Below are 25,398 nucleotides of genomic sequence, written 5' to 3'. Positions count from 1 at the left end.
TGCTCGTGTCTGTATCATGACATCGAAGCGCCATGCGCCCGCCGAGGCGATCGAGATGATCCTGACCGGGATGGAGCCCACGGTCGGCGCGGCGAGGGCAGGGTTCGGCCCGGCGCGGCGCGGCGCCGCGACGCCGGGGAGCGCCGGCGCCTCACCGAGCCTGGGAGACGCAAGCACCTTCGCGGCGCTCGGCGCCACCTTGGTGCGCCGCCTGACGACCGAGGTCAGGAGCGAGGTGGGCGACGGCGCCGCGACGGCGGCGGTGCTGGCCGGGGCGATGCTCCGGGAGAGCTCGAAGCGGATCGCCCAGGGCGACGATCCGGCGAGGATCAGGCGCGGGGTGAGCCTCGCGGTCCGCGCCGTGATCAGCCACCTCGACCAGGAAGCGAAGGAGATCCAGGGACGGGGCGAGATCGACCGGATCTGCGCCACCTGCTTGAAGGATGACCCTGAGGCCAGCGCCGCCCTCGCGGAGGCGATCGGCTGGGCTGGCGACGGGCAGATCCTGATCGAGCCGAAGGGGGGAGGCGGCCTAGAGGTCCGCAGGCTCGCGGAGATGGAGCTCCAGGTCGGCTATGCCTCTGCCGCGTTCGCGACCGACGCGGAGCGGATGTCATGCACGCTGGAGGCGTGCTCCGTGCTCGTCATGAAGGTGGAGGGAGACGCCGATCAGCGCGTGCTTCCCCGGTGGCTCCAGGTCGCCGCGCCGCCGTCGCGGGCCCTGCTCCTCGTCGCCGAGGGGCTCGGCGGCGACGCGATCGAGGCGCTCGTCCGCGAGCACCGCCGCGGCGCCCGCCGCTGCGCCGTGGTGGCGATCCCTGCCGGTCACGGCGGCGCGCTGCTCGAGCGCGTCGCCGCCTTGACCCGGACGAGCGTACGCACGGAGAGCGCGAGTCGCCTGTTCGAAGGCGGGGAGCCTGTCGAGCTCGGGAGCGCCTTTCGGGTCCACGTCGAGCGAGGCCGCACGCTCCTCCAGGTCGACGTGGGCGCGGGCGCCGATCTCGCCGACGTGCCCCGGCAGCGGGCAGCGTTGCTCCAGGTCGGCGCCGCCACGGAGGCCGAGGGCGCGGCGCGCAGGCGACGCTTGCAGGACGCCTTGAAGGCCGCCCGGGCTGCGATCGCCGGGGGCGTCCTCCCCGGCGGTGGCGTGGCGTTCGTGCGCGCGCAGGCCGCCCTCGACGCGCTCGAGGTCGGCGGCGCGGAGAACGCCGGCGTGGACGTGGTGCGCCACGCCCTCGAGGAGCCGCTGCGGCAGCTCGCGCGCAACGCCGGTGAGGATGGCGAGCGCGTCCTCCAGGAGGTCCGGACACGGAGAGCGGCGTTCGGCCATGACGTGTTCAGCACGACGCACGGGGGCGTGTTCGAGCGGGGCGTCATCGACGCTGTCGACGTCGCCCGGATATCGCTGCGGAGCGCGGCGGTCGTCGCCGAGGACGCGCTCGCGGCGCTGACCCCGGAACCCGAGAGCCCCGAGCCCACCGCCGTGCACACCTTCGAATCGACCCAGGAGGCGCGAGGCGCCGGCGTGAGCCAGCCCGAGCGGAGGCACGCCCCCCGGTCGTGGGAGAGCTTCGAGGCCATCGAGCGAGGCGGCTCAGGCCTCTGGGACATTCCCCTGAGCGGCGACGAGCTGCTCTCGGCCCGGCGCCCGCCGACGCGCGAGGCGAATCCGAGGAGCGCGCGCGATTTCGGCGCGGCGCCGCCGCCCCTGGCACCCCAGGCTCTGCGGCCGGCCGGCGCGTCGCGCCCGGTCGAGGCGTCGTCCCCGTTCGAGGTGTGGCCCTTGCCCCAGGCGTCGCCCCCGGCCGCGGCGCCGCCGCCGGCCGAGGCGCCGCTTCCGCTCGATGCGTTGCTCCCGCTCGATGCGTCGCCCCCGCTCGATGCGCCGACCGTGCTGCGCCATGTCGACGTCGCGTGCCCGCGCCGGATGTGGCTCGGCGCGGAGCGCTTCACGCTGGTCGTGCGCCTCACGGTGGCTCCCTCCAGCCTCAGCGTCGCCGGCCGCTCGGGTCCGGTGGAGCTGAGGCCGTCGGAGCCCGTGCGCGTGCGCCTGGGCGCCCCCTCGTTCGATGTGCTCTCGCCGCTGGAGCAGGAGATCCGTATCCCCGCGAGCGGTGACAGCGATCCGGTCGTGTTCTTCCTCAAGCCCACCGCGCTCGGGGAGCGCACGCTCGTCCTCGATTTCCTTCAATCGGACAACCCCGTCGGGTCCGCCGCCGTCCAGGTCGAGGTCACCGCCATGCCCGGGGCCAGCTCGGACACGGCCCATGTGAGCGGCGCGGTCCGCACCTCGAGCGCCTCGCTCGCCGAGGCTCCCGAGCGGATGCTGTATATCGCCTACGAGCGCTCGCCGGCCGGCGGCGCGCTCACCTTCACGCTGATCCGGAAGGGCGAGGTGGGCAGGACGTTCACGCGCGTCCCGCTCTCCTCCTCGCCCGAGGACTTCACCACGTCGCTGTACCGGGAGCTCAACCTGCTCCGCGCCGGGAGGGACCCCACCGTCGACGCCCTCGGCAGGCCGCGGCTCGCCATCGACCGCGAGGACGTGGACACGAAGATCCGCGACATGGGCTTCGAGCTGTGGAAGACGCTGTTTCCGGAGGACTTCCGTCGCATGTACGCCGCGGAGCGCAAGGCGTGGCGCGACAGCAGCATGATCATCCTGTCGGACGAGCCGTTCATCCCGTGGGAGCTGGTCTGGCCGTACGGGACCGAGCCGGAGCGCTGGCACGATGAGGAGCCCTGGTGCCTCAGCATGTCGCTGACCCGCTGGCTCCGGCGGAACGAGCAAGGGGGCGGCCACGAGGGCCCGGCGGCGGCGCTCCGCGTCGACGCGTTCGCGCTGCTCGTGCCGACGGACTCCAACCTCCGCAGCGCGCCCAAGGAGAAGGAGTTCCTCGCCAGGCTCCTGGGCCAGGACAGGAACCTGCAGGACAGGAGCCCCAAGTACGCCACGGCGAAGGAGGTCAAGGCGCTGCTGAAGAACGGCGGCTACGGGCTGATCCACGCGGCGACGCACGGCAACTTCTCGACGAGCGCCCCCGACACCATCACGGCCCTCTGGCTGGAAGGGGGAGAGCCGCTGAGCCCGCGCGCCATCAACGGCCCCGACATCGAGTCGCACCTCGGGTCCGCGCGCCCGGCGTTCGTGTTCAACGCGTGCGAGCTGGGTCAGGGCGCGTGGTCGCTCGTGGGCATCGGCGGGTGGGCGAACCGCCTCATCTCCGCCGGCGCCGGCCTGTTCCTGGCGCCCCTCTGGCTGGTGAGCGACGACCGCGCCTACGCCTTCTGCGAGGCGCTGTACCGCGAGCTGGCGAACGGCGCCCCCGTCGGCAAGGCCGTCCGCGAGGCGCGGCGCGCGGCCAAGAAGGACGGCGATCCCACCCACCTCGCGTACTGCGTCTACGCGCACCCGAACGCGAGGTTCGTCTTCGGCGGCGGCGCATGAAGCACCCGGCCGGCGGCCGGCGCGGATGGTCATCAACCAGGGAGGAAGCGATGATTGAATCGGAAGCGACCGGTGGTCCGGAGATCGACGAGGAGACCTGCGTCTGCGTGGACGTGTTCCCGCCGGTGGACGACGATCTGGCCCGCTCGGGCGCGGCGCAGGGCGAACAGGCGGAGTCGCTCGATTCCGTATACGCCGAGGACGCGGGCAACCCGGCGCGCATCGCCGTGCTGAAAGGCAAGCGGTGGGCCCCCGGGCAGACGCTGCGCATCGCGTTCATGGGCGGCGAGCGCGAGGTGCAGCGGCGGGTCCGCGAGGTCGCCGAGCTCTGGACCCGGCACGCGAACCTCAAGTTCGATTTCGACGACGCCCCGAGCGCCCAGATCCGCATCGCGTTCACGCGCGGCGAGGGCTCGTGGTCCTACATCGGCCGGGATTGCCTGAGCATCCGCCGGGACAAGCCGACGATGAACCTGGGCTGGCTCACGCGGTCGACGCCCGACGAGGAGTACTCGCGGGTCGTGCTGCACGAGTTCGGACACGCGCTCGGGTGCATCCATGAGCACCAGAACCCCGACGCCGGCATCCCGTGGGACACGGAGGCCGTCTACAAATACTACATGGGGCCGCCGAACCGCTGGAAGCGGGAGCAGGTCGACACCAACCTCTTCCAGAGGTACTCGAAGAACGTCACGCAGTTCTCGACGTTCGATCCGCGCTCGATCATGCTGTACGCGATCCCGAAGGAGCACACGCGCGACCGGAAGTCGCGTCCGGGCAACAGCACGCTGTCGGAGACCGACATCGAGTTCATCAAGCAGATGTACCCGCGCTGAGGGCGCGCGGCAGCTCGCCGGACCGCCTGGCGCGCGCCGAGACCAGCGTCTTTGGAAAGAATGAGGGACACACCGTGAAGGCATCGCTCCTCCACGCGCTCGGACATCCGACTGCGTCGACACACGCCCATCCCCGCGCGACCGAGCAGATGGTCCCGCCACAGGACGCTCCGAGAGGGCAAGACAGCCCGAGATCGGACCGGCCACGCGTCAAGGACTACGCGCTCGACGCGAGCGCCGACGCGGACATCGGGCTCGTCGAGCCCGAGCACGTCACGTGGCTCGAGGAGCGCCTCCGGGACGATCCCGACCCGATCCTGGCCGAGGCGAGGGGCCTGTGGGACGCCCGGCTGACCGAGGGGGAGCTCCGGGGCGCGCTCGACCGGGCGCGGGCGCTCCTCGATCCGTCGACGGCGGCGGAGCCGCTGCACAGGGCGGCCGCCGCGCCGGTGCAGGCCTTCGGCATGCACGAAGGCCTGCTCAGGGCGGCCGCCGCGCCGGTGCAGGCCTTCGGCATGCACGAAGGCCTGCACAGGGCGGCCGCCGCGCCGGTGCAGGCCTTCGGCATGCGCGAAGGCCTGCACAGGGCGGCCGCCGCGCCCATGCAGACCGTCGGCATGCCCGACGGCTTCGGCTTTCTCGGGTACGACTCGGGCTGGCTGCCCATCCTCCCGATGGAAGAGAAGTTCGAGACGGTCGCGGACGGCGCCATGTACGCGCTCGCCTTCGTCGCGGCGAAGGCCGCGAGCAGCCTCAAACCCAAGGCGCCCTTCCGGTACCACGACGCGGCGCAGAATCGGTCGTTCGTGTACGACATGCCGGTGGCGAAGACCAGCCTCGCCCTGCTCGCCGACTTCGGCAACGGGCTCCCGCACTCGCGCTACATCGCCAAGCACATCCGGAGGCTCGCGCCCGACCATCTCCTCTACCTGGGCGACGTCTATTACGCCGGCACATCGGCGGAGTTCGCAGCCTTCGTCGCGCCCGAGATCGAGGACATGCTGGCGCGCACGAACGTGATGATGCTGAGCTCCAACCACGAGATGTTCTCCAAGGCGTACCCGTACTTCAGCTACCTCGACTACCGGATGGGCCTGGGCGCGCCCCAGGTCCAGCAGGGGAGCTATTTCTGCCTGCGCTTCGGGGACGCGTTCCAGATCATCGGCATCGAGACCGACTACTTCGGCCACATGACGTACGCCGACGCCCGGCTCCGCTCGTGGCTCTCGCAGATCCTGCAGGACGGACGTCAGCGCGGATGCATCAACGTGCTGCTGTCAGCGAACGAGCCGTTCCAGTATGGATCGATGGACCTCACCAGGATGTACGAGCACCTGAAGCCGTACCTGCCGGCGGTGGATCTCTGGATGTGGGGCAACACGCATTACTGTGGTCTCTTCGACATGACCCCGGAGCTGCCGGTCTCGAGCTGCATCGGGCACGGCGGCTATCCGTATCGACTCTCCGAGTACGGGCTCGACAAGGATCTGTACGCCGCGCCGTGCCCCGCGACGCCGCTCTTCCTCGAGTGGCAGTCGCGCTATCATGGGTACAAGCTCCGTCCCGAGCTCGGCAACAACGGCTTCTGCATGCTTCACCTCGATCCGGGGCAAGGGCCTTCGACGCGGCGCCTGCGCCTCGAGTACATGGATTGGAGAAACCGGCTGCGGTACCGCGCCGAGCTCGGGCGTCAGCAGGACGGAAGGGTGGCCGTGCTCCACGGCGCCGAGGAGGTCTGAGCGGGCGCGGATCACCCGCGCGCGCGCCCGGGGGAGCGCGAAGGTGGTGGCCGATTGAACATGAAGGCGGGAGGGCGGGAAGAAAAGATCAATGATCTTCCTGCCTTGGCGATCCTCCGGAGCCGCTCGTCGAGGACCCCGGACCGGGCCGGGCGGCGCGGCGCGCCGCGGCGATGGAGTCCTGCTCGTGAAGGAGATCCGCGTCCGTCGTGGTCTCCGGGGGCTCCGCGCCGCCGGGCTCGATCGAGAAGCTCTCCAGCGCCCCGAAGCTCTCCAGCCCCCCGGGGCTCTCCAGCGCCCCGGAGAGGGCGCCGTGCGCGACGTGCGCCGGGCTCGCCGCGGCGTGGCCCGCGACCGCCGCCCGCGCGTCGGCGAAGCGCTTGACCAGCCCGGCGATCCGCTCTTTCGCCTCGGCCTCGTGGATCACGCCGTCGAGCTGGATGATCTGCCGCAGCGCGCGCAGGTCGTCGAAGAGCGTCTCCGCGCCGCCGGCGCCCGGCCGCAGGCGGGGGAGGGCCTCGGCGGCGTCGATCGCGCCCGTCCGCACGTCGTCGACGAGGTTCTCCACGGCGGCCCGCAGCGCCCGCTCCCGGTCGAACCAGCCGCGCGCGCCCGCGTAGCGCGCGCTCCTGCGCAGGCGGATGAGGAGCCAGGCGCCGTCGGCGAGCTCCCGCCCGTCGTGCAGCGGGTAGGTGAGCGCGCCGGACGCGCCCACCGCGAGCCGCGCGGGATCGAGCGGGGTCCCTCGGTGGAACAGCACATATGTCATCGGTCCGCGCACCTGCTCGGGGGAGAGCGTCACCTCGAGGCCGCCCTGGCCGAGCAGGTGCTCGGCGCCGCCGGGCGCGCTCGTGAGCAGCTGCGACAGGCCGCCGATGAGCGAGGCCCCCGCCGCGCCGAGCACGAGCTGCGGTCCGGCCAGGCTCGCCGTCTCCACCATGCCGGCCACGATCCCGAGGCTCGCCGACGCGGCGCCCTTGAGCAGGCCCGCGAGCGCGGTGTCGCGGCGGAGCGCGAACAGCGAGACGCTCAGGGTGATCGGGCCGCCGCGGTAATTGCGATCGGGCAGCACGGGGCGATCGAACACGGGCGCCGTCCTCGCGCTGCCCTGCAGCTCGAACGCGCCGAGCGCCGCCTGGTAGCGCTCGAGGCCCCCGACCAGGGAGATCTCGAGCGTGCCCGAGGCGGTCCATTTGGAGAACCAACCATCCTCCCGGTTCAGGAACCACGCCGCCGCGTCGACCCCGAGGTAGTGCTGATGGGGCAGGAGCGGCCCGTCGTCGCCGCCTGGCTGGATCGTGTAGTACCGGTATTCTCCCTCGCCCGCCTTCGCCGCCATCCTGTGGTCTCCTCTCGATCGGGTCGGCGCGAGCCGCCCCGCTCAGCCCCTCACCGCGCCGAGCCTCGCGTCCAGCGCCTTCACGGTGGCTTGCCCCGCGACCCCGTCCACGAGGAGCCCGCGCTCGGCCTGGAACGCCTTCACGGCTTCCTCCACGCGCTCGCCGAAGACGCCGTCGACGCCGCCTCGGAGCTGGATCCCGACCGCGAGCAGCGCCTCCTGCAGGGCCTTGATCTCGGGCCCGCTGGCCTGCTTGCGGAGCGACCCCTCGCCCCGCGCGACGCGCTCGAGCGCCGGCTCGCCGGCGAGCGGCGCGTTCTTCAGGACCTGCGGCTTGGCCGGCCTGCCGGGCCGCGGCGCCGGCCGCTCGGCGAACGGATCGCTCGACGGCGACGCCGCCGCCCGGAAGAACGGATCGCTCGTGCAATCCAGGCCGTCGACCTTCATGTGCTCGCAGTAGAGCTGAAATTGCCGCCAGTCGGGGATCCATTTGAACTTCCGGGCCTTGCCGTAGAAATAACGGCCCACGAGCGCGGCGAGGCGCTGGTCGCGCTCGACCGACGCGGCGCCGCCGTCGGCCTGGGGCAGCGCCCATTCGAGGCAGCCGTCGACGTACGCTGGGGCCCAGTGCTTGAGGTGGGCGATCCAGTTGAACAAGGCCTGCGTGGCGATGCCGTCGGCCCCGGTGATGTGCGCCGACGTCTCCATGAACGTGACGAGCTGCGCCTCGGTGACGGCGTCGCGCGTGCGCGGGTCGCGCGCCGCGTGGATGAGCACCCGGAGCAGCGGGACCGAGCTGCGGAGCGTCTCGAGCGCCTCTCTCCGTCCGGTGATCACCCGCTTCGCCCGGAGGTCGACGACATCGTAGACGTTCTTGTCGCGGTAGCGCAGGCCCGCGCGGCCGAGCCGCTCGCGGAGCGCCTCGTTCGCCACCGCGCGCGCCATGACCTTGCCCAGCATCCCGAGGCCGCCCCAGCCGGTCCCCCAGGTCACGATCTGGTTGTCGTAGGTGTTGATGGCCGCGGTGCTGCCCTCGCGCGCCTGGAAGGCGCGGAACGCGAGGACCTTGCGGCGGTCGCTGAAGCTCGACGCCGCGGCGCGGGACTCGAGGTAATCATGGAGGTAGGCGAGGTGCGCCTTGTCGCCGGCCCCGGTGTACATGTGCCCTTGGCGAACCGGCTTGAGGCCCGGCTCCGCGGGCGCCTCGCCGCGGCTCTGCTCGATCTCCGCGAGGAGATCCTCGGGCAGCTCCGCCCCGGCCACGGCGGTGCCCGCGTCCGTCGCGTAGTCTTCCCACCCGGGCAGGGGCGCGCTCGCCTGGGCGAGCCCGGAGAAGAGGCCGGAGGACCTGCTCGCCTCCAGCGGCGCGCGGCAGAAGCCGAGGCCGGGCCCGGGGAGCACGAGATCGGTGTAGCCCGCGAAGCTCTCGACGTTCCCGAGCCCCTCGAGGCGCTCCCGCACCTCGCCGAGGAGCGCTTCGCAGAGGCTCTCTCTGGGCGCGTCGTCGTCGGGCGATTCGAGCCCGGTGAGGGCGATCTCCCAGAGGAGGCGGCCGTCCGTTCCGCGCAGGATGCGGTGCGCGAGGAGCGCAGGGTGGATCGCCGGCCGGGAGGCGACGCTGAACGCGGCGGCTTCGGCCAGCAGAATCCGCTGGAGCTCCGCCGGATTGACGCTCGTCTCCGGGTCGATGTGGAAGAGAAAGACGTTTGTCGCGTCTGCGGTTATGTCTGTCACGACCGATTAGGAGAGCGGAGCAGGATTGCCCCTGTCAACGGAATCCGATCGCTCGAACGAGGTGGAGCAGCAATCGGGCATCGAGCGTCTGGCCGGGGTCTCGCGCCTGAACGCGCGGGTGAACATCCCGCGAGCACCGATGCGGAATTCCGCCCCTGAAGCACTCGAGTGTTCCGGGAAATCCGCCGAGCGGACGCGGCGGTGCTCAATTGACCGCCGCGACCGCCGCGACCGCCGCGACCGCCGCGGCCGCCGCGGCGAGCGACCGAGTCGTCCCGTCCTCGGAGCGCGCGTGACGCCCCGCGGCGAGGCATAGGCCGGTATGCCTATGCCTCGCTGCGGCGGCTTCGGGTATGAGCCCGTCGTCCCGATATCCACCGCAACCAAAGGTGCTGACCCATGATGAACCACCGAATCAATTCACCAAAGCAGATCCTGCTGTCAGGAGCGCTCGGCATCGCCCTCTTGGGCTGCGGCAGCGGCAGCGACGGGACGACCACCGGCGGCGGCGAAGGCGGCGGTGCCAGCGGCACGACCAGCTCGGGCGTCACCTCCGGTAGCGGCGGCAGCGCCGCGTCCGGGGACACGACGGCGACCACGTCATCAGCGGGCACGACGGGCTCCGCCGGCGGCACCGGCACCGGCGGGGGCGGCGCCGGGGACGCGGGCACCGGCGGGGGCGGCACCGGCGGGGGCGGCACCGGCGGCGCGGGCGCCGGGGGTAGCGGCAGCGGCACGGGCGGCGGCGGGAGCGTCACCTGCCCGTCGCCCGCGTTGAGCGCCGGCGACTCGAACAAGACGGTGATGGTGGGCTCCCGGAGCCGCAGCTACGTCTTGCATGTCCCTGCCACGTACGACGGCAGCAAGCCGGTGCCTCTCGTCGTCGACTTCCACCCGCTCGGCGGCTCCGGCCCGTCGGAGCGGTCGGGCTCGCCCTATCCGGCGCAGACCGACCCGGAAGGCGTGATCATGGCGTTCCCGAGCGGGCTGTCCGGCCCCTCGGGCGGGGCCTGGAACGTGGGGCCCTGCTGCGTGGCCGACACCGACGACGTGGCGTTCGCCAGGGCGCTGGTGGCGCAGGTCCAGGAGACCGCCTGCATCGACCCGAAGCGCATCTACGCGGTCGGCTTCTCCATGGGCGGCGGGATGTCCCACTACCTCGCTTGCCACGCCGCCGACGTGTTCGCGGCCGTGGCGCCCGCGGCCTTCGATCTCCTGCAGGAGAACGTCGGCAGCTGCGAGCCGTCGCGTCCCATCAGCGTGATCTCGTTCCGAGGCACGTCGGATTCCATCGTGCCCTACGCCGGTGGAGGCTCCTCGGTGGTGCGCGGCATGCCCGTCACGTTCCTCGGCGCGAAGTCGACGTTCCAGAAGTGGGCCGACATCAATGGATGCACCGGCTCGCCGTCGGCCGAGAATGGGCAGGGCTGCTCGACCTACGCCAATTGCGAGGGCGGCGTCGAGGTGACGCTCTGCACCAAGCAGGGAGGCGGCCACGAGCCCGGCAACGCCACGGTCGGCTGGCCCGCGCTGAAGCGGCACGTCATGCCGTAGCCCACCGCGCCGTTCCAGGTTCCTCGGGACATCGTGCGGCGTCGGCAGCGCCGGTTGGGAGAGCGAGCAGAAGAACGTCGAATGGGACGACGGCGCGTCGCCCGACGCGCGAAGCTTTGGGTGTGCATCGCTATTGAAATGATCTACTCCTGATTTATCTGTCGCACCGTGAGAGCGCCGCCACAGAGCGAGCGAGCTCGCGTGTTGACCGCTGAGACCCCGATCGGCCATACTGGCAGGCGATCCTTTGCCTTCCTGCGTCCTGCGCGGCCTCGTCGTGCAGGGACAGGAGCCGATCGGCTGTTCCATGAAGGTCAGCGGAACCACAATCCTGACGCGGAAGACCTTGGTGAGCCGGAGGTTCGGCTCGGAGGCGTGGCGCGGCTTCTTCCGTGAAGTGGCGGTGGCCAACCCCTGGTTCAAGCGGCCGATCACCGCCAGCAGCTTCGTCCCGTTGCCCGAGTTCCTCGCGTTCCACGACGAGCTCGTCCGGCGATTCTACGCGGATGGCAAGGACGCGCTCTTCGAGCTCGGGGCCGAGTCGGCGCGCTGGGCGCTCGTCGACGGTCCGCTGCAGCGATTCGTCCAAGATCCCGACATCTCGTCGCTGGTCGCGACCACCCAGAACATCTGGCACCGGTACTTCGCCGAGACGGACAGCCGCTCCGAGGCGACGCTGCGGGACTCCGGCATCGAGTTTCGCGTGCGCGACCTCCCCGCATGGCATCCGTATTTCGAGTACTTCGTGGTCGGGTACACGAAGGAGATGCTGGAGATCTATTGCGCCAACCCGATCTGGACGCATCGCCTCACGGGGGGACACGGCACGACATACGGCTACCTGCTCGCCACCGATCCCGTGCCGTCGGCTCCTGCGAGCAGCGAGCGCGGCGCCCAGTGCGGTCGGCTGCTCCGGCCGCGAAAGGCGCTCACGGGGCGCGAGATGGAGGTGCTGCGGCTCGTCGGGGCCGGCAAGACCAACCGCGAGATCGCCTTGGTCCTTCGCATCTCGGAGAAGACCGTGCAGCACCACGTCGCCCACGCCTACGACAAGCTCGGCATCTACAGCCGCGCCGGCGCGACGCTGTGGTTGGCCGAGCGCGGGCTCCTGGGCTGACCGGCCTCGACGGGCGCCGGTTCGCGCTCGGCGCTGGCCTCCCCGGCGAAGACCCCTCGCGCCCGCTGGGCTGGAGCGGCAGGACGCGCCGGCGCAGGCGGCGCGGTGGGCCGGCCCGTCGCGCCGCGGGAGGGCGAGCGGCTCGTGGAGCTTCCGCGTCCCGCTTCGTCAGGCCAGCGTCCCGCGCGCGCCCGGCCGGGAGAGCGCGTAGGCGATCCCGCCCTGGAGCGTGCCCCGCGTGACGATGTTCCGCAGATCGACGCCGAGGCCGACCATGGTCTGGGCGACCTCCGCGCGGATCCCGGTGAGCACCACCTCGGCGCCGAGCAGGCGCGCCCCTTGCGCCACGCGGATGAGCGCGTCCGCCACCTTCGTGTCGACGACCTTCACACCCGTGATGTCGACGATCGCGACCGTCGCGCCCGAGGACGAGAGCCCCTGCAGCAGGGTGTCCATCGCCTGCTGCGCGCGCAGCGTGTCGAGCACGCCGATGAGCGGCATCACCACCACGTGGTCGGTGATCGGGATGAGCGGCGTCGACAGCTCGGCGATCGCCGTGGCCTGCAGTCGGATGAGCTCCTGCTGCTGCTCCGAGCGCATCCGCTCCGCCTCCTTGCGCGCCGTGATGTCGGTGTTGATCTCCATGATCAGCGCCTCTGCGTCGCCCGGGTCGGCCTGCGCGACCCACCGGCTCTCGACCATGATGGTCCCGCCGTCGCGCCGGGTGTGCTCGAGCTCACCTTGCCAGTGGCCCTCCGTGCGCAGCGCCCTGTCGATCGCGGGGAGCGCCGCGGGGAAGCGCGTGCCCAGGAGCTCATGGGATCGCGCCCCGATCGCCTCGGCGGCGGCGTAGCCGTACATACGCTCTGCCCCCTGGTTCCAGTAGGCGATCGTGCCGTCGAGCGCCCGCAGGAGGATCGCGTCGTGCGCGAGATCGAGCAGCTGCGCTTGTCGCTCGAGCAGGGCAGTCTGCCGATCTCGCTCCTCCTCGGCCGACTTGCGCGCGGTGATGTCGTTGTTGATCTCGAACACCGTCTCGGGCGCGCCGCTCGGGCCGCGCCGGAGCACCCACCTGCTCGAGACGATGACGACCCCGCGAGGCGTCGTGTGCTTGAGGTCACCCTCCCAGTGGCCCACCTCCAGCAACGAGCGCTCGATCTCGGGGAGCGGCGAGGGGAAGGCGGTGCGCAGGAGCTCATGGGAGGCGCGCCCCACGGCGTCCTCGCGGCGGATGTCGTACATCCGCTCTGCGCCCCTGTTCCAGTACGTGATCACACCATCGAGGCGCCGGACGAGGATGGCGTCATGCGCGATGTCGAGCAGCTCCACCCGCTCCCTGAGCGCCCCGATCTCCCTCTCTCGCTCGATCTCACGCGCGGAAGCTGCGTGAAGCAGCCGCTCCAGCTCGACGGTGCGCTGCTGGAACACGTCGAGCTCGGCCGCTGCTGTGCCGCTCGGTGCGCTGCTGTTCGACATGGTCGCTTACCCTCCCGTCTCGCCCCCAAGGATCCCCACCACCAGCGCCGAGCTGGAGCGAGCCATGGCCGCGACAGGCTAGTCGTCGTCCGAGCAGCCTGTCAAGATGCGGTGTCATCGTAATCCGCTGGAGGACCGGTGACCGCGGGCGCCGGTGGCCTGCGGCCAGACTCAGCGGCTCGGGCGTACGCGATCGAGCCACGCTCCGGCGCCGCGCACGCCGGTGGGCCCATGGCCCGAACCGGAGGAGGGGGGATCGTCGCAGCGCCCGCCGGTCATAACGATGCCCGCGATCGTGCCATTACATATTTTTACGCGAGCGGAACGGTATTCAGAAAACTGTTTCGCTCGAACCGGCCATGAATCTGGAAATTCGAGCTCGTCGATTTCATCGGAGCCCCGGACTCCCCGACCGCTCAACGCGCGGCCGCGGCCGATGCATCCCGACCGTCCCGCGTGCGCTCTGTTCCGAATACGACCCGATGCCGCCGCGTGAGCAAGGTTCGGACGTCATGCGCTGGAATCGACCCGGAAGGTGGGGAAGGGGACCAAGGCAGGGTGCGCCGGCAGCTGGCTTGGTGTATCCGCCCACAAGCGCATGAGTCGAGGCTGTGCTCCCGAGCGCAGATACGCGCCGTCGAGTCGCCGGCGGCCGCGATGGTCCAAATACAAACTGGCGTCGCGGTGTCCCTACTGCATACTGCGCAGGGTCCGCTTCGCGCCACGTGGCGATGCGGCCGACAGCGCGACTTATGAGCTTGAGGTCCGCTTGGCGCCGGCTTCTCCTGGCCAGAGGCTGACCGGCGGCCGTGATGTCTGACGAGCGTACGACAGATCAGCAAGCACGGTGTGCGTGAAGGTGCGTGCGCGTCGAGCGTCTCGACGCGGCATAGGCATGTCCACGCGCGCCGATGCTACCGACCCCTACCAGCAGCAGGGAGGTCATCCGCGATGAACGAATTGGGGTTTATGCCGCTCTCTCTGGAGCAAGAATGCGCCTTTCGGCTCGACCGGGGCCGCGGCGCGGCGCCGGGCCCGGTGGAGCGGGGCGCGGCGTGGCTGGACGGCGAGCTGGACGTGCCCAGGCTGGTCCGCGCCATCGAGGGGCTCGCGGCGCGCCAGGCGATCCTGAGGACGTCCTTCGCAGAGCGCGATGGACAGCCGGCGCAGGTCGTCTCGCCGCGGGCGGAGATCGCCTTTCGCGAGGTGGATCTCGGCGCCGAGGGGCAGCCGGCCTCGGATGCGTCGGCGCTCGCCATGGCCCGCCGGGAGACCTCGCTGCCGCTCGATCTGGAGCGCGGTCCCCTCTGGCGCGTGAGCCTCATCCGCGTCCACGCGCAGCGCCACCTCCTCGCGCTCTCCATGCACCCGATCCTCTCGGACGGTGAGCCGAGCGCGGCGCTGTTGTTCTCGGAGCTGTTCGACGGCTATCACGGAATCGAGCGGCAGGCGCCGTCGATGGGGTATCAGGACTACGCGCGGCGACAGCGGGAGCGCAGGACCGCGGCGCTGCTCGACGCGCAGCTCGCGCACGTCCGCCGCGAGCTCGCGGGGGCGCCGGAAGCGCTGGAGATCCGGACGGATCGGCCGCGGCCCGCGGCGCGGACCTTCGCCGGCGGCCGGGCGGCGCGCGCGCTCGATCCGGAGCTCGCGCGGGCGCTCCGCGCCCTGGCGCGGGAGGAAGACGTGGCGCTGTCCACGGTCTTGCTCGCGGGAATGCACGCCGTGCTCCACCGGTATACGGGGCAGGACGACGTCCTCATCGGCGTGGCGCTGTCCGGGCGAGACGAGGAGACGCAGGGCCTCATCGGTCCGTTCGGCAACCTCGTGGTCGTGCGGGGCAGGCTGGGCGCGGATCCGAGCTTTCGAGCGCTCCTGCGCCAGGTGCGCCGCTCCCTGGAGGAGGCGAAGGAGAACGGGGATCTCCCCTTCGCGTCCCTGGTCGAGCGGCTCGCGCTGCCGCGCGATCCGAGCCGCGCCCCGCTCGTCCAGGCCACCTTCTCCAGCGGGCGTGGCGCGATCGCGCCGCGGAGAGGCGCTCTGCTCACGCTGACGCCGGCGGCGTTCGAGGCGACCGAGGTGGCGTTCGAGCTCGCCGTCCGCGTCGAGGAGAGCGACGCGAGCGTGATCGCGCGCATCGATTACAACCGCGATCTCTTCGAGCACGCGACGGTGGAGCGGCTGCTCGGGCACTGGGCGGCGCTGCTCGGCGGCGCCGCGGGCGACCCCGCGCAGCGCGTCTCGGAGCTGCCGATCCTGACCGAGGAGGAGCGGCGCACGCTGCTGTTCGGGTGGAACAGCGGCGGGGTGTTCGATCCGCCGCGCGATCGGCTGCACGAGCGGGTCGAGGCGCACGCCCGGCGCGCCCCGTCCGCCGTGGCCGTGGCCTTCGAGGGGCGCCGCCTCACCTATGCCGAGCTGGATCGGCGGAGCAATCGGATCGCCCACCTCCTCCGGGCGAGCGGCGCGGGGCCCGACGTCCCGATCGGCGTCTGCCTGGAACGCTCGCTCGAGATGATCGTCGCGCTGCTCGGCGTCCTCAAGTCCGGCGCCGCCTATGTGCCGCTCGACCCGTCGTATCCCGAGGAGCGGCTCGCCTTCTTGCTGGAGGATACCCGCGTCCCCGTGATCCTCACCGAGGAGCGCTTCGCCTCGCGGCTGAGGAGCGGGAGCGCCAGCGTCGTGTGCCTCGACGCGGATCGGGCCGTGATCGAGCGACAGCCCGACGGCGAGGTCGCGCCCGCGCCGGGCGAGGGCCCGGAGAACCTCGCGTACATCATCTATACCTCGGGGTCGACCGGGAAGCCCAAGGGGGTGATGGTCACCCACGCCAACGTCGTTCGCCTCTTCGACCATACCGCCGGCGAGGTCGGTTATGGCGAGCGCGACGTCTGGACCCTATTCCATTCCTATGCCTTCGATTTCTCCGTCCTGGAGATCTGGGGCGCGCTCTGCCACGGCGGGCGGCTGGTCGTGGTGCCGTTCCTCACGAGCCGCACGCCGGACGCGTTCCACAGGCTCCTCGGCGACGAGGGGGTGACCGTCGTCTGCCAGACGCCCTCGGCGCTCCGCCAGCTCATCCACGTGGACTCCGCGGCCGATCCGTCGCTCCGCGACCGCCTCCGGCTGCGCCTCGTGATCTGCGGCGGCGAGGCGCTCGACGTGGCCGCGCTCGAGCCGTGGTGGGACCGCCGCGGGGACGAGCGGCCCGCGATCCTCAACATCTATGGTCCCACCGAGACGACCGTCTTCGCCACCCTCCGCCCGATGGGCATCCCGGACCTCGAGCGGCCTTGGTCGAGCTCGATCGGCCGCGCGTGCCGCGACGTCCAGGTGCTGCTGCTCGATCGCCGCCGCGCGCCGGTCCCCGTCGGCGTCGCCGGCGAGATCTACATCGGCGGCCCCGGCGTGGCCCGCGGCTACCTGAACCGCCCCGAGCTCACGCGGGAGCGGTTCGTCGAGGACCCCTTCCGCGCCGGGCCGGGCGCACGGCTGTACCGGACAGGCGATCTCGCGCGGTACCTCCCGTCGGGCGAGCTCGAGTTCCTCGGCCGGATCGACGATCAGGTGAAGATCCACGGCCACCGCATCGAGCTCGGCGAGATCGCGGCGGCGCTGGGCCAGCACCCCGGCGTGCGCGAGGTCGCGGTCGTGGCGCGCGAGGACGCGCCGGGCGACCGGCGGATCGTGGCGTATTTCGTCGCGCGCGGGGTGGTCGAGGGCGCCTCCGCCGAGGGCGAGCAGGCGCTCGCCCCCGCGCTGCGCGCCCTCGCGCAGCGCCAGTTGCCGAGCTACATGGTCCCGTCCGCCTTCGTGTCGCTCGACGCGCTCCCCACCTCGCCGAACGGCAAGGTCGACCGCAGGGCGCTCCCTGCGCCCGGAGGCGCCCGGGCGGGGCTCGGGACCGCCTTCGTGGCGCCGCGCTCCGAGCTGGAGGAGGCGCTCGCCGGCCTCTGGAAGGAGCTCCTGCGCGTCGAGCGCGTGGGCGTCCACGACAGCTTCTTCGAGCTGGGCGGCAGCTCGCTGCACGCCGTCCAGCTGTTCTCGCGCCTCCGCGGCGCCTTCGGGATCGACATCGGCTTCCAGGAGCTCTTCGCGCACCCGACCGTCGCCGGGCTCGCCGCGCTCGCGAAGGGGGGCGGCCGCGCGGCCCCGCGGGCGGAGCATGCCATTCCGAGGGGCGCCCGGACGGGGCCAGTCCCCCTCTCGTTCGCCCAGGAGCGCATGTGGTTCCTCCACCGGCTCGCGCCGGAGAGCAGGGCCTACAACTGTCTTTGTCCCTTCCGCCTCACCGGAGAGCTCCACGCCCCGGCGCTCGACCGGAGCCTCCGTGAGCTCCTCCGCCGCCACGAGATCCTGCGCACGGTCTATACCGAGATCGACGGCCTGCCCGTCCAGATCGTCGCCGAGGACGCCGCGTTCCGGCTCGAGGTCGCGGACCTCCAGCACCTCCCCGAGGGGGAGCGCGAGGCCCAGGCGGCGCGGCTCCTCGACGCGGAAGCCCAGCGGATCTTCGATCTGAAGCGCGGGCCCGTCTTCCGGGCGGGGTTGCTGCGGCTCGGGCCGCGGGATCACGTCCTCTGGCTGCACATCCACCACATCGCCGTCGACGGCTGGTCGCTCGAGGTGGCCTACCGCGAGCTCGCGGCGCTCTACGACGCCTTCTGCCGGGACGCTCCCCCGCCGCTGCCGGAGGCGCCGCTCCAGTACGCCGATTTCGCCGCGTGGCAGCGAGAGCAGCTGACGGAAGAGCGCCTGTCGGCGCTGGTCGCCGGCTGGAAGCAGCGGCTCCTCGGCGCGCCGCCCCTGCTCGAGCTGCCGAGCGATCGCGTACGGCCGCCGGTCCAGACGTTCCGCGGCGCGACGATCCCGTTCCAGCTCGACCCGGCGGTCGCGAGGGCCATCCGCGACCTCGGCGCGCGAGAGGGCGTGACCGTGAACATGGTCCTTTTGGCCGCGTTCGCCGTCCTGCTCCACCGCGTCGCGCAGCGCGACGACCTCCTCGTCGGGCTGCCGAGCGCGGGCCGCGATCTCGCCGAGCTCGAGGCGGCGATCGGATTCTTCGTCAACGTGGTGCCCATCCGGATCGACGTCTCCGGCGAGCCGTCGTTCGAGGCGCTGCTCCGCCGGGTGAGGGCGGTGTGCCTGGACGCGTACGCGCACGACAGGCTCCCGTTCGAGCGGCTCGTCCAGGAGCTCCAGCCGGAGCGCGACCCGAGCACCAGCCCGCTCGTGCAGATCGTGTTCGCGCCGCAGCCGCCCGCGGAGCGCGAGCTCCACCTCCCCGGGGTCGAGGCGCGCGCCATCGACACGGACACGAAGAAGACGATCTTCGATGTGTCGCTCTATGCCTGGGAGACCCCCGCCGGCGTCGCCGGGATGCTGGAGTACAGCACCGATCTCTTCGAGCGGGCGACGATGGAGCGGACGCTCACGCACCTCTTCACGCTGCTCGCCGCCGCGACCTCGGATCCCGCGCGGTCCGTCGCGACGATGCCGCTGCTCCCGGAGCGGGAGCGGCGCCGGCTGCTTGTGGAGTGGAACGACACCGGCGCTGATTTCCCGCGCGATCGGGGCGTCCTGGCGCTGTTCGAGGAGCAGGTCGCGCGCGCGCCGCACGCCGCCGCGGTCGTGTCCGAGGGCGGTTCGCTCACCTATGGAGAGCTCGATCGCCGGGCGAACCAGCTCGCGCGCCGCCTGCTCGAGCTGGGCGTCGCGCCCGACACCCTGGTCGCTATCTGCGCCGAGCGCTCGCCGGAGCTGGTGGTCGGGATCCTCGGGGCCCTCAAGGCGGGCGCGGCGTACCTCCCCGTGGACGCCGCGATCGCGGGCGAGCGGCTCTCGTTCCTCCTCGAGGACTCCGGGGCGCCGGTGCTCCTCACGCAGGCGCACCTCGCCGATCGCCTCCCGCCGTTCGCGGGCGCGGTGATCCGCCTCGACGCCGACGCGCCGGCGCTGGCGGCGCGGGACGGCTCGCGCCCGCCGGTAGGCGCACGGCCCCGCAATCTGGCGTATGCCATCTACACCTCGGGCTCGACCGGCCGCCCGAAGGGCGTGCTCGTGGAGCACCGGAGCCTCATGAACCTGGTGGCGTGGCACGTGCGGCGCTTCGCCGTGTCCCGCGAGGATCGCGCGACCCTCGTCGCGAGCCCGGGCTTCGACGCGTCGGTCTGGGAGCTCTGGCCTTACCTGTGCTCGGGAGCGTGCCTGTTCATCCCCGGGGAGCCGCTCCGCCGCTCCCCCGACGAGCTCAAGGCGTGGCTCCTCGCGCGCGGGATCACCGTCGCGTTCTTGCCGACGCCGATGGCGGAGGAGCTCCTGCGCCTCGACTGGCCTGCTTCCGCCGCGCTCCGGTACCTGCTCACGGGAGGAGACAAGCTCCGCGTCTGGCCCGACGCGCGGCTCCCCTTCGACGTCGTGAACAACTACGGTCCGACCGAGGGGACCGTCGTCGCCACCTCGTGCGTCGTGCCGAAGGCGCGGCCGGACGGCGCGGCCGCGGCGGCCGACCCCTCGATCGGCCGCCCGATCGACAACATGCGGGTGTACCTCCTCGATCCGCGCGGGGAGCTCGTCCCGGTGGGCGTGCCCGGCGAGCTTTACCTCGGGGGCGTGGGCATCGCCCGCGGGTACCTGAACCGGCCCGAGCTCGACGCGGCGCGGTTCCTCCCCGATCGGTTCTCGGACGAGCCGGGCGCGCGCATGTACCGCACCGGCGACCGCGCCAGGTGGCTCCCCGACGGGAACATCGAGTTCCTGGGCCGGGTCGACAACCAGGTGAAGATCCGCGGCTATCGCATCGAGCTCGGCGAGATCGAGGCCGTGCTGCGCGAGCACCCCGCCGTGGAAGAGGCCGTCGTGGTGGCGCGCGAGGAGCCGTCGGGCAACAAGCGGCTCGTCGCTTACGTCATCCCGCGCCTCGACGACGGCGGCGCCGCGGATCAGGCCCCGGCGCTCCAGGCGGAGCACGTCTCGGCGTGGCAGGCGCTGTACGACGGCACCTACGGGCAGGGCGGCGCCGGCGTGGATCCGGCCTTCAACATCACGGGCTGGAACAGCAGCTATACCGGAGAGCCCATCGACGCCGCCGCGATGCGCGCGTGGCGGGACCACACGGTCGAGCGGATCCTCTCGTTCCAGCCGCGCCGGGCGTGGGAGATCGGCTGTGGGACGGGGCTCCTGCTGTTGCAGCTGGCCCCGCAGTGCGCCGCCTACCTCGGCACGGATTTCTCCGAGAAGGCGATCGCGCTCCTCCGCCCCGAGCTCGCGCGCGGCACGCTCTCGCACGTGTCGTTGCAGCGCCGGGAGGCGAACGACCTCCGCGGCATCGAGCCGGGCAGCTTCGACGTGGTGATCTTGAACTCCATCGTCCAGTACTTCCCCAGCGCCGATTACCTGCGCTCGGTGATCGAGGGCGCCGTGCGCGCGACGGCGCCCGGAGGCGTCGTGTTCCTGGGCGACATCCGGAGCCTGCCCCTGCTGGAGGCGTTTCACACCTCGGTGGAGCTCCACCGCGCGCCGGCGGGCGCCACCGCGGCCGAGCTGCGGGCCCGGGTGGAGCGGGCGGTCTCCGGCGAGGAAGAGCTCGTCCTCGCGCCCGAGCTCTTTCACGCGCTGCGCGACCAGATCCCGGGCGTCGAGCACGTCGAGACCTGGCTCAAGCGAGGCCCAGGCGCCGACGAGATGACGCGCTTCCGCTACGACGTGGTCCTGCACGTCGGCGCGGCGCCCGAGCCGGCCGCGGCCTTCCGATCGCTGGACTGGGCCGCCGCGGAGGGCCTCGCCGGCGTGGAGCTGGCGCTGCGCGAGGCGGGCTCCCTCGGGCTCGAGGTCCTGGGGATCCCGAACGCGCGCGTGCACGCCGACGTGATCGCGGCGCGCCGGCTGCGGGAGGCGGGCGGCGACGAGCCGGCCGGCGCCGCCGCGGCCGCCGGGGCGGCGCCGGCCGCGGTCGATCCGGAGGCGCTGTGGGCGCTCGCCGCGCGCCTCGGCCGTTCGGTCCGGATCACCGGGTCGAGCACCGCGGGCCCGGGGTGCATGGACGCGCTCTTCGAGCCCGCCGAGGGCGCGCCGCGGCCGCGCGCCTGGGTCCAGGCGCGGCCCGGGGCGGCCTTGCCGGCGCGGGCGCTCGCGAACAGCCCGCTCCGGCGGCCGAAGACGCGCTCGATGCCTCGAGGTCTGCGCGAGCTCGCCGCGGCGAAGCTCCCCGACTACATGGTTCCGGCCGCCTTCGTGAAGCTCGACGCGCTCCCGCTCACCGCCAACGGGAAGGTCGACATGGCGGCCCTCCCGGCCGACGACCGCGCGAAGCCCGCGCCGCGGCCGGCGGCGCCGGCGCCCGCCTCGAACATCGAGGTGGTCCTCGGCGAGATCTGGCGCGAGGTGCTCGGCCTCGACGAGGTCGGCCTCGACGATGCGTTCTTCGATCTCGGCGGCCACTCGCTGCTCCTCGCCCGGGTCCGCGCCGGCATCCGGGCGCGGCTCGGCGAGGACGTGCCCATCATGGACCTGTTCCAGTTCCCGACGATCCGCAGCCTCGCTGTCCACCTGAAGCGGGGCCCTCGGGCGGCGGCCACGGGCGACGGCGCCGTCTCCAGGCGCGCGCCCGGCGCCGCGGCGCCCGCGGCCGAGGCCCCGGCGCGGGACGCGCTGCCCGACAACGCCATCGCCATCATCGGGATGGCGGGCCGCTTCCCGAAGGCGCGCAGCGTCGACGCGCTGTGGTCGATGCTCAAGGACGGGATCGAGGGGATCGCCTTCTATTCTGCCGAGGAGCTGCGGGCGCTCGGCGTCGACTCGGAGCTTGTTCGAACACCCGGGTTCATCCCGGCGGCCGGCCTGCTCGAGGACGTCATGTGCTTCGACGCGGCGTTCTTCGGGTACAGCCCGAGGGAGGCCGCGCTCATGGACCCGCAGCAGCGGGTGTTCCTCGAGTGCGCCTGGGAAGCGATGGAGAGCGCCGGGTACAACCCGCTCGCGACCCCGAAGCCGATCGGCGTGTTCGCCGGGAGCGACGCCCCGAGCTACTGGATCGAGCGCGTCGGGCCGCCGCCGGCCGCGCCGAACTCGGAGCACGCCCGGATCTACACCGGGAACGTGACCGACTCGCTGACCACGCGCGTGGCCTACAAGCTGGGGCTCCGGGGGCCCGCGGTCAGCGTCATGACGGCGTGCTCGACGTCGCTCGTCGCGGTGCACCTCGGCTGCCAGAGCCTCTTCACCGGGGAGAGCGACATGGTGCTCGCGGGAGGCGTCGGCGTCCTCTCGCCGAAGCGGATCGGCTATCTCCACGAGGAGGGCGCGGTCACCTCGCCCGACGGCCATTGCCGGCCCTTCGACGCCGAGGCGAGCGGCATCGTGGCCAGCAACGGCGTCGCCCTCGTCGTCCTCAAGCGGCTGAAGGACGCTCTGGACGACGGCGACACGATCCACGCCGTGATCCGCGGCTCCGCCGTGACCAACGACGGCGCGCTCAAGGTGGGATACACCGCGCCGAGCCTGGAGGGGCAGCTCGAGACGCTCGCCCGGGCCCACGCCGCTGCCGGCGTGGGCCCGGAGAGCATCGCGTACGTGGAGGCGCACGGCGCGGGCACGCGGCTCGGCGACTCGATCGAGGTGGCCGCGCTGACGCGCGCGTTCCGGAAGGCGACCGACAGGGTCGGGTTCTGCGCGCTCGGCTCGGTGAAGAGCAACCTCGGCCACCTCCGCGCGGCCGCCGGGGTGACCGGCCTCATCAAGGCGGCGCTGTCGCTGGAGCACGAGCTCATCCCCCCGACGCTCCATTTCCGCCGCCCCAGCCCCGAGATCGACCTCGCGCGCAGCCCGTTCTTCGTCAACGCCGCGCCGCTCGCCTGGAAGCGCGGCGGGGCCCCGCGCCGCGCCGGGGTGAGCGCCTTCGGCATCGGCGGCACCAACGCGCACGCCGTGCTCGAGGAGGCGCCGGCGCCGGCGCCGTCCGGCCCGTCGCGGCGCCGTCAGCTGCTCGTCGTCTCGGCGAAGACGCCCGCCGCGCTGGAGAGGAGCACCGATCGCCTGGCCGAGCACCTGCGGCGCGCGCCGGAGGGCTCGCTCCCCGACGTCGCCTTCACCCTGCAGCGGGGCCGGGCGCCCTTCGCGCACCGCCGCGCGGTGGTGTGCGCGGATCCGGCCTCGGCGGCGGCCTCCCTCGGCCGGCGCGACCCGGACCGCGTCGTCACGGAGGTCGCCGGCAGGCGGCCGCCGGAGGTCGTCTTCCTGTTCCCCGGCGCGGGCGCGGAGCGCGTCGGCATGGGGCGCGAGCTCTACCTGCACGAGCGCGCCTACCGCGAGAGCTTCGACCGGTGCGCCGACCTCTTCCGTCGCGAGCTGTCGGTCGACCTCCGCGGGCGGCTCTTCCCCGAGGCGCCGGGGCGCGCCCCCGGTGACGGGGAGCTCGGCGCGCCGCGCCTCCGCGCGGCCGCGCTCTTCTCGACGGAGTACGCCTTGGCGCAGCTCCTGATGTCGTGGGGGATCCGCCCCGCGGCGCTGTTCGGCCACGGCGTGGGCGAGGTCGTCGCCGCGTGCGTCGCCGGCGTGCTCTCGCTCGACGATGCGGTCGCGCTGGCCGCGCTGCTCGGGCGCGCGGAGGAGGAGACCGCGGGGCCGCTCCTCGCGCGCATCGCCCAGCGGGCCGCGTCGATGGCGAGGCGGGCGCCGAGCATCCCCCTCGTCGGGAGCCTCGCCGGCGACTGGGTGACGGAGGCCGACGTCGACGATCCGTCGACCTGGGCCCGCCTCCTCGCGGGCTCGGCGCGCGCGGACGACCGCATCGCCGCGCTGCTCGCCTCGGCCGATCGCGCCCTCGTCGAGGTCGGGCCCGGCGCCTCGCTGGCCGCCCTGGCGGCGCGCCACCCGGGCGCCGGGCGACCGGTCGCGACCACCCTGGCGGGCCCGGGCGACGGCGCCGGCGATCTCGAGGCGTTGCTCGGCGCGGTGGGCCGGCTCTGGTGCGCCGGCGTCGACGTCGACTGGGCCGCGTTCTCCCGGGACGAGCGCCGGCGGCGCGTGCCGCTCCCCACGTACCCGTTCGAGCGCGTCCCCCACGCGCTCGACACCACCTGCACCGTGGGCCCGGCGACGGTGCGGTCCGTGTCGCCGAAGATCTGGAGTCCGCCGGAGTCGTCCGGCCCTCCCTCGGGCTCGCCGGCGAGCGCGCGGCTCGCGGAGGCGCTGCCTCCGGACTCGCCCGCGCCCGTGAGCGCGGCGCTGACGCAGCGGAGCGGGAGCGCCGCGCTCCTCCCCGAGAGGCGCGGGGCCGGACAGCTCCTCGTCACGCTGCAGGCGGGGTCGCCGGACGCGGCGCCGCTGTTCCTGATCCCGCCGCTCGGCGGCGTGGTGCACGCGTATCGCCCCCTGGTGCAGCGCCTGAGCGGCGAGCTGCCCGTCCACGGGCTTCAGCCCCCCGGCGCCGCGCCGGGCGAGCCGGGCTTCACGTCGATCCCTGCGATCGCGGCCCGGTGCGTGGACGAGATCCTGCGCGTCCGGCCCGAGGGGCCGTATCTTCTGGGGGGGCATTCGGCGGGCGGCGTCGTCGCGTACGAGGTGGCGCAGCAGCTGCTCGCGCGGGGGCGCAAGGTGGCTTTGCTGCTGCTCCTGGACACGGGCTTCGACCCGCGCGCGCGCGAGCGCTCGCCGGCGAGCGGCCTCGCCCACGAGATGGCGAAGCTCGAGGCGGTCGCGTCGCGGAGGTACCGCGGCTTCGTGGCGGCCATGGAGGACGACGCGCGGCTCCGCGCCGAGGTCACGGGCACGTGGCAGGCGCTCGCGAGCTACGAGCCGCAGCCGACGGACGCCAGCGTCCTGTTCCTGCGCGCGCGGGAGCAGGTCAGCCCGGAGGACGCGGTGGCCGTCAACGCCTGGATGGAGCTTTCGCGGGCGTCGTTCGCGCTCCAGGTGGTGCCCGGCAACCATTTCACGATGCTGGAGCCGCCCCACGTCGCGCACGTCGCCCGCGCGATCCAGCAGCACCTCGCGGCGGCGGTGAGGCCGGCCCTCGCCGACGCGCTGGAGGGGCGGGCGCTCCGGAGGTCGAGGGCCAGGTCGCTCGGCGCGGAGAGCGGGCCGGAGAGCGGGCCGCCGTCGCACTGAGGTGGGTTGTCGAGACACGGGGAGTCGGCGTCCGGCGATCTCGCCGATCC

At 72.8% G+C, this 25,398-nt stretch carries 9 protein-coding genes; 6 read left to right on the top strand and 3 right to left on the bottom strand.

The genetic code is table 11. The features are described from left to right. The first annotated feature begins 16 nt into the window (after positions 1–16). The 3 genes from WME83_RS24830 to WME83_RS24820 all read left to right on the top strand — a co-directional run bounded on the left by WME83_RS24830 (position 17) and on the right by WME83_RS24820 (position 6,023). Positions 17–3,448 carry a TCP-1/cpn60 chaperonin family protein gene (locus WME83_RS24830; protein WP_437321760.1) on the top strand — a complete coding sequence of 1,144 codons (3,432 nt, stop codon included), beginning with the start codon at positions 17–19 and terminating at the stop codon, positions 3,446–3,448. A gap of 50 nt (positions 3,449–3,498) precedes the next feature. Continuing rightward, the gene (locus tag WME83_RS24825) at positions 3,499–4,284 is read left to right on the top strand and encodes a M12 family metallopeptidase (protein ID WP_437321759.1); all 786 of its coding nucleotides are present in this window, start codon (positions 3,499–3,501) and stop codon (positions 4,282–4,284) included. Positions 4,285–4,433: 149 nt separating this feature from the next. Continuing rightward, a complete protein-coding gene (locus WME83_RS24820) occupies positions 4,434–6,023 on the top strand; it encodes a hypothetical protein (protein WP_437321758.1) in 1,590 nt (529 codons plus the stop codon). An 88-nt stretch (positions 6,024–6,111) separates the two neighbouring features. Here the strand turns inward: WME83_RS24820 and WME83_RS24815 are convergent, their stop codons facing one another. Then, the gene (locus tag WME83_RS24815; RefSeq protein WP_437321757.1) at positions 6,112–7,362 is read right to left on the bottom strand and encodes a hypothetical protein; all 1,251 of its coding nucleotides are present in this window, start codon (positions 7,360–7,362) and stop codon (positions 6,112–6,114) included. Positions 7,363–7,404: 42 nt separating this feature from the next. Next, positions 7,405–9,096 (bottom strand): peptidoglycan-binding domain-containing protein, encoded by a 1,692-nt coding sequence (locus WME83_RS24810; protein WP_437321756.1) that lies wholly within the window; start codon positions 9,094–9,096, stop codon positions 7,405–7,407. A gap of 399 nt (positions 9,097–9,495) precedes the next feature. On the opposite strand from WME83_RS24810, the gene WME83_RS24805 reads away from it, so the two are divergent. Next, positions 9,496–10,650 carry an alpha/beta hydrolase family esterase gene (locus tag WME83_RS24805; RefSeq protein ID WP_437321755.1) on the top strand — a complete coding sequence of 385 codons (1,155 nt, stop codon included), beginning with the start codon at positions 9,496–9,498 and terminating at the stop codon, positions 10,648–10,650. A gap of 307 nt (positions 10,651–10,957) precedes the next feature. Next, positions 10,958–11,767: a response regulator transcription factor gene (locus WME83_RS24800; protein ID WP_437321754.1), complete on the top strand. Its 810-nt coding sequence runs from the start codon at positions 10,958–10,960 to the stop codon at positions 11,765–11,767. A 168-nt stretch (positions 11,768–11,935) separates the two neighbouring features. Here WME83_RS24800 and WME83_RS24795 read toward each other — a convergent pair whose 3' ends face one another. Further along, a complete protein-coding gene (locus WME83_RS24795) occupies positions 11,936–13,243 on the bottom strand; it encodes a PAS domain S-box protein (RefSeq protein ID WP_437321753.1) in 1,308 nt (435 codons plus the stop codon). Between the two features lie 969 nt (positions 13,244–14,212). Between WME83_RS24795 and WME83_RS24790 the strand changes: the two genes are divergently transcribed. Continuing rightward, positions 14,213–25,348: an amino acid adenylation domain-containing protein gene (locus tag WME83_RS24790; RefSeq protein WP_437321752.1), complete on the top strand. Its 11,136-nt coding sequence runs from the start codon at positions 14,213–14,215 to the stop codon at positions 25,346–25,348. The last annotated feature ends 50 nt before the right edge of the window (positions 25,349–25,398 follow it).

Source organism: Sorangium sp. So ce385, from assembly GCF_051474135.1.
In the GTDB taxonomy this organism is placed as follows: Bacteria; Myxococcota_A; Polyangia; order Polyangiales; family Polyangiaceae; genus Sorangium; species Sorangium cellulosum_D.
This window is presented reverse-complemented; position numbering and strand designations above follow the sequence as displayed.

Excerpts from the sequence above, each read along its gene's own strand:
- WME83_RS24830 (WP_437321760.1), top strand. The coding sequence starts at position 17 with ATGACATCGAAGCGCCATGCGCCCGCCGAGGCGATCGAGATGATCCTG.
- WME83_RS24825 (WP_437321759.1), top strand. The coding sequence starts at position 3,499 with ATGATTGAATCGGAAGCGACCGGTGGTCCGGAGATCGACGAGGAGACC.
- WME83_RS24820 (WP_437321758.1), top strand. The coding sequence starts at position 4,434 with ATGGTCCCGCCACAGGACGCTCCGAGAGGGCAAGACAGCCCGAGATCG.
- WME83_RS24815 (WP_437321757.1), bottom strand. The coding sequence starts at position 7,362 with ATGGCGGCGAAGGCGGGCGAGGGAGAATACCGGTACTACACGATCCAG.
- WME83_RS24805 (WP_437321755.1), top strand. The coding sequence starts at position 9,496 with ATGATGAACCACCGAATCAATTCACCAAAGCAGATCCTGCTGTCAGGA.
- WME83_RS24800 (WP_437321754.1), top strand. The coding sequence starts at position 10,958 with ATGAAGGTCAGCGGAACCACAATCCTGACGCGGAAGACCTTGGTGAGC.
- WME83_RS24795 (WP_437321753.1), bottom strand. The coding sequence starts at position 13,243 with ATGTCGAACAGCAGCGCACCGAGCGGCACAGCAGCGGCCGAGCTCGAC.
- WME83_RS24790 (WP_437321752.1), top strand. The coding sequence starts at position 14,213 with ATGCCGCTCTCTCTGGAGCAAGAATGCGCCTTTCGGCTCGACCGGGGC.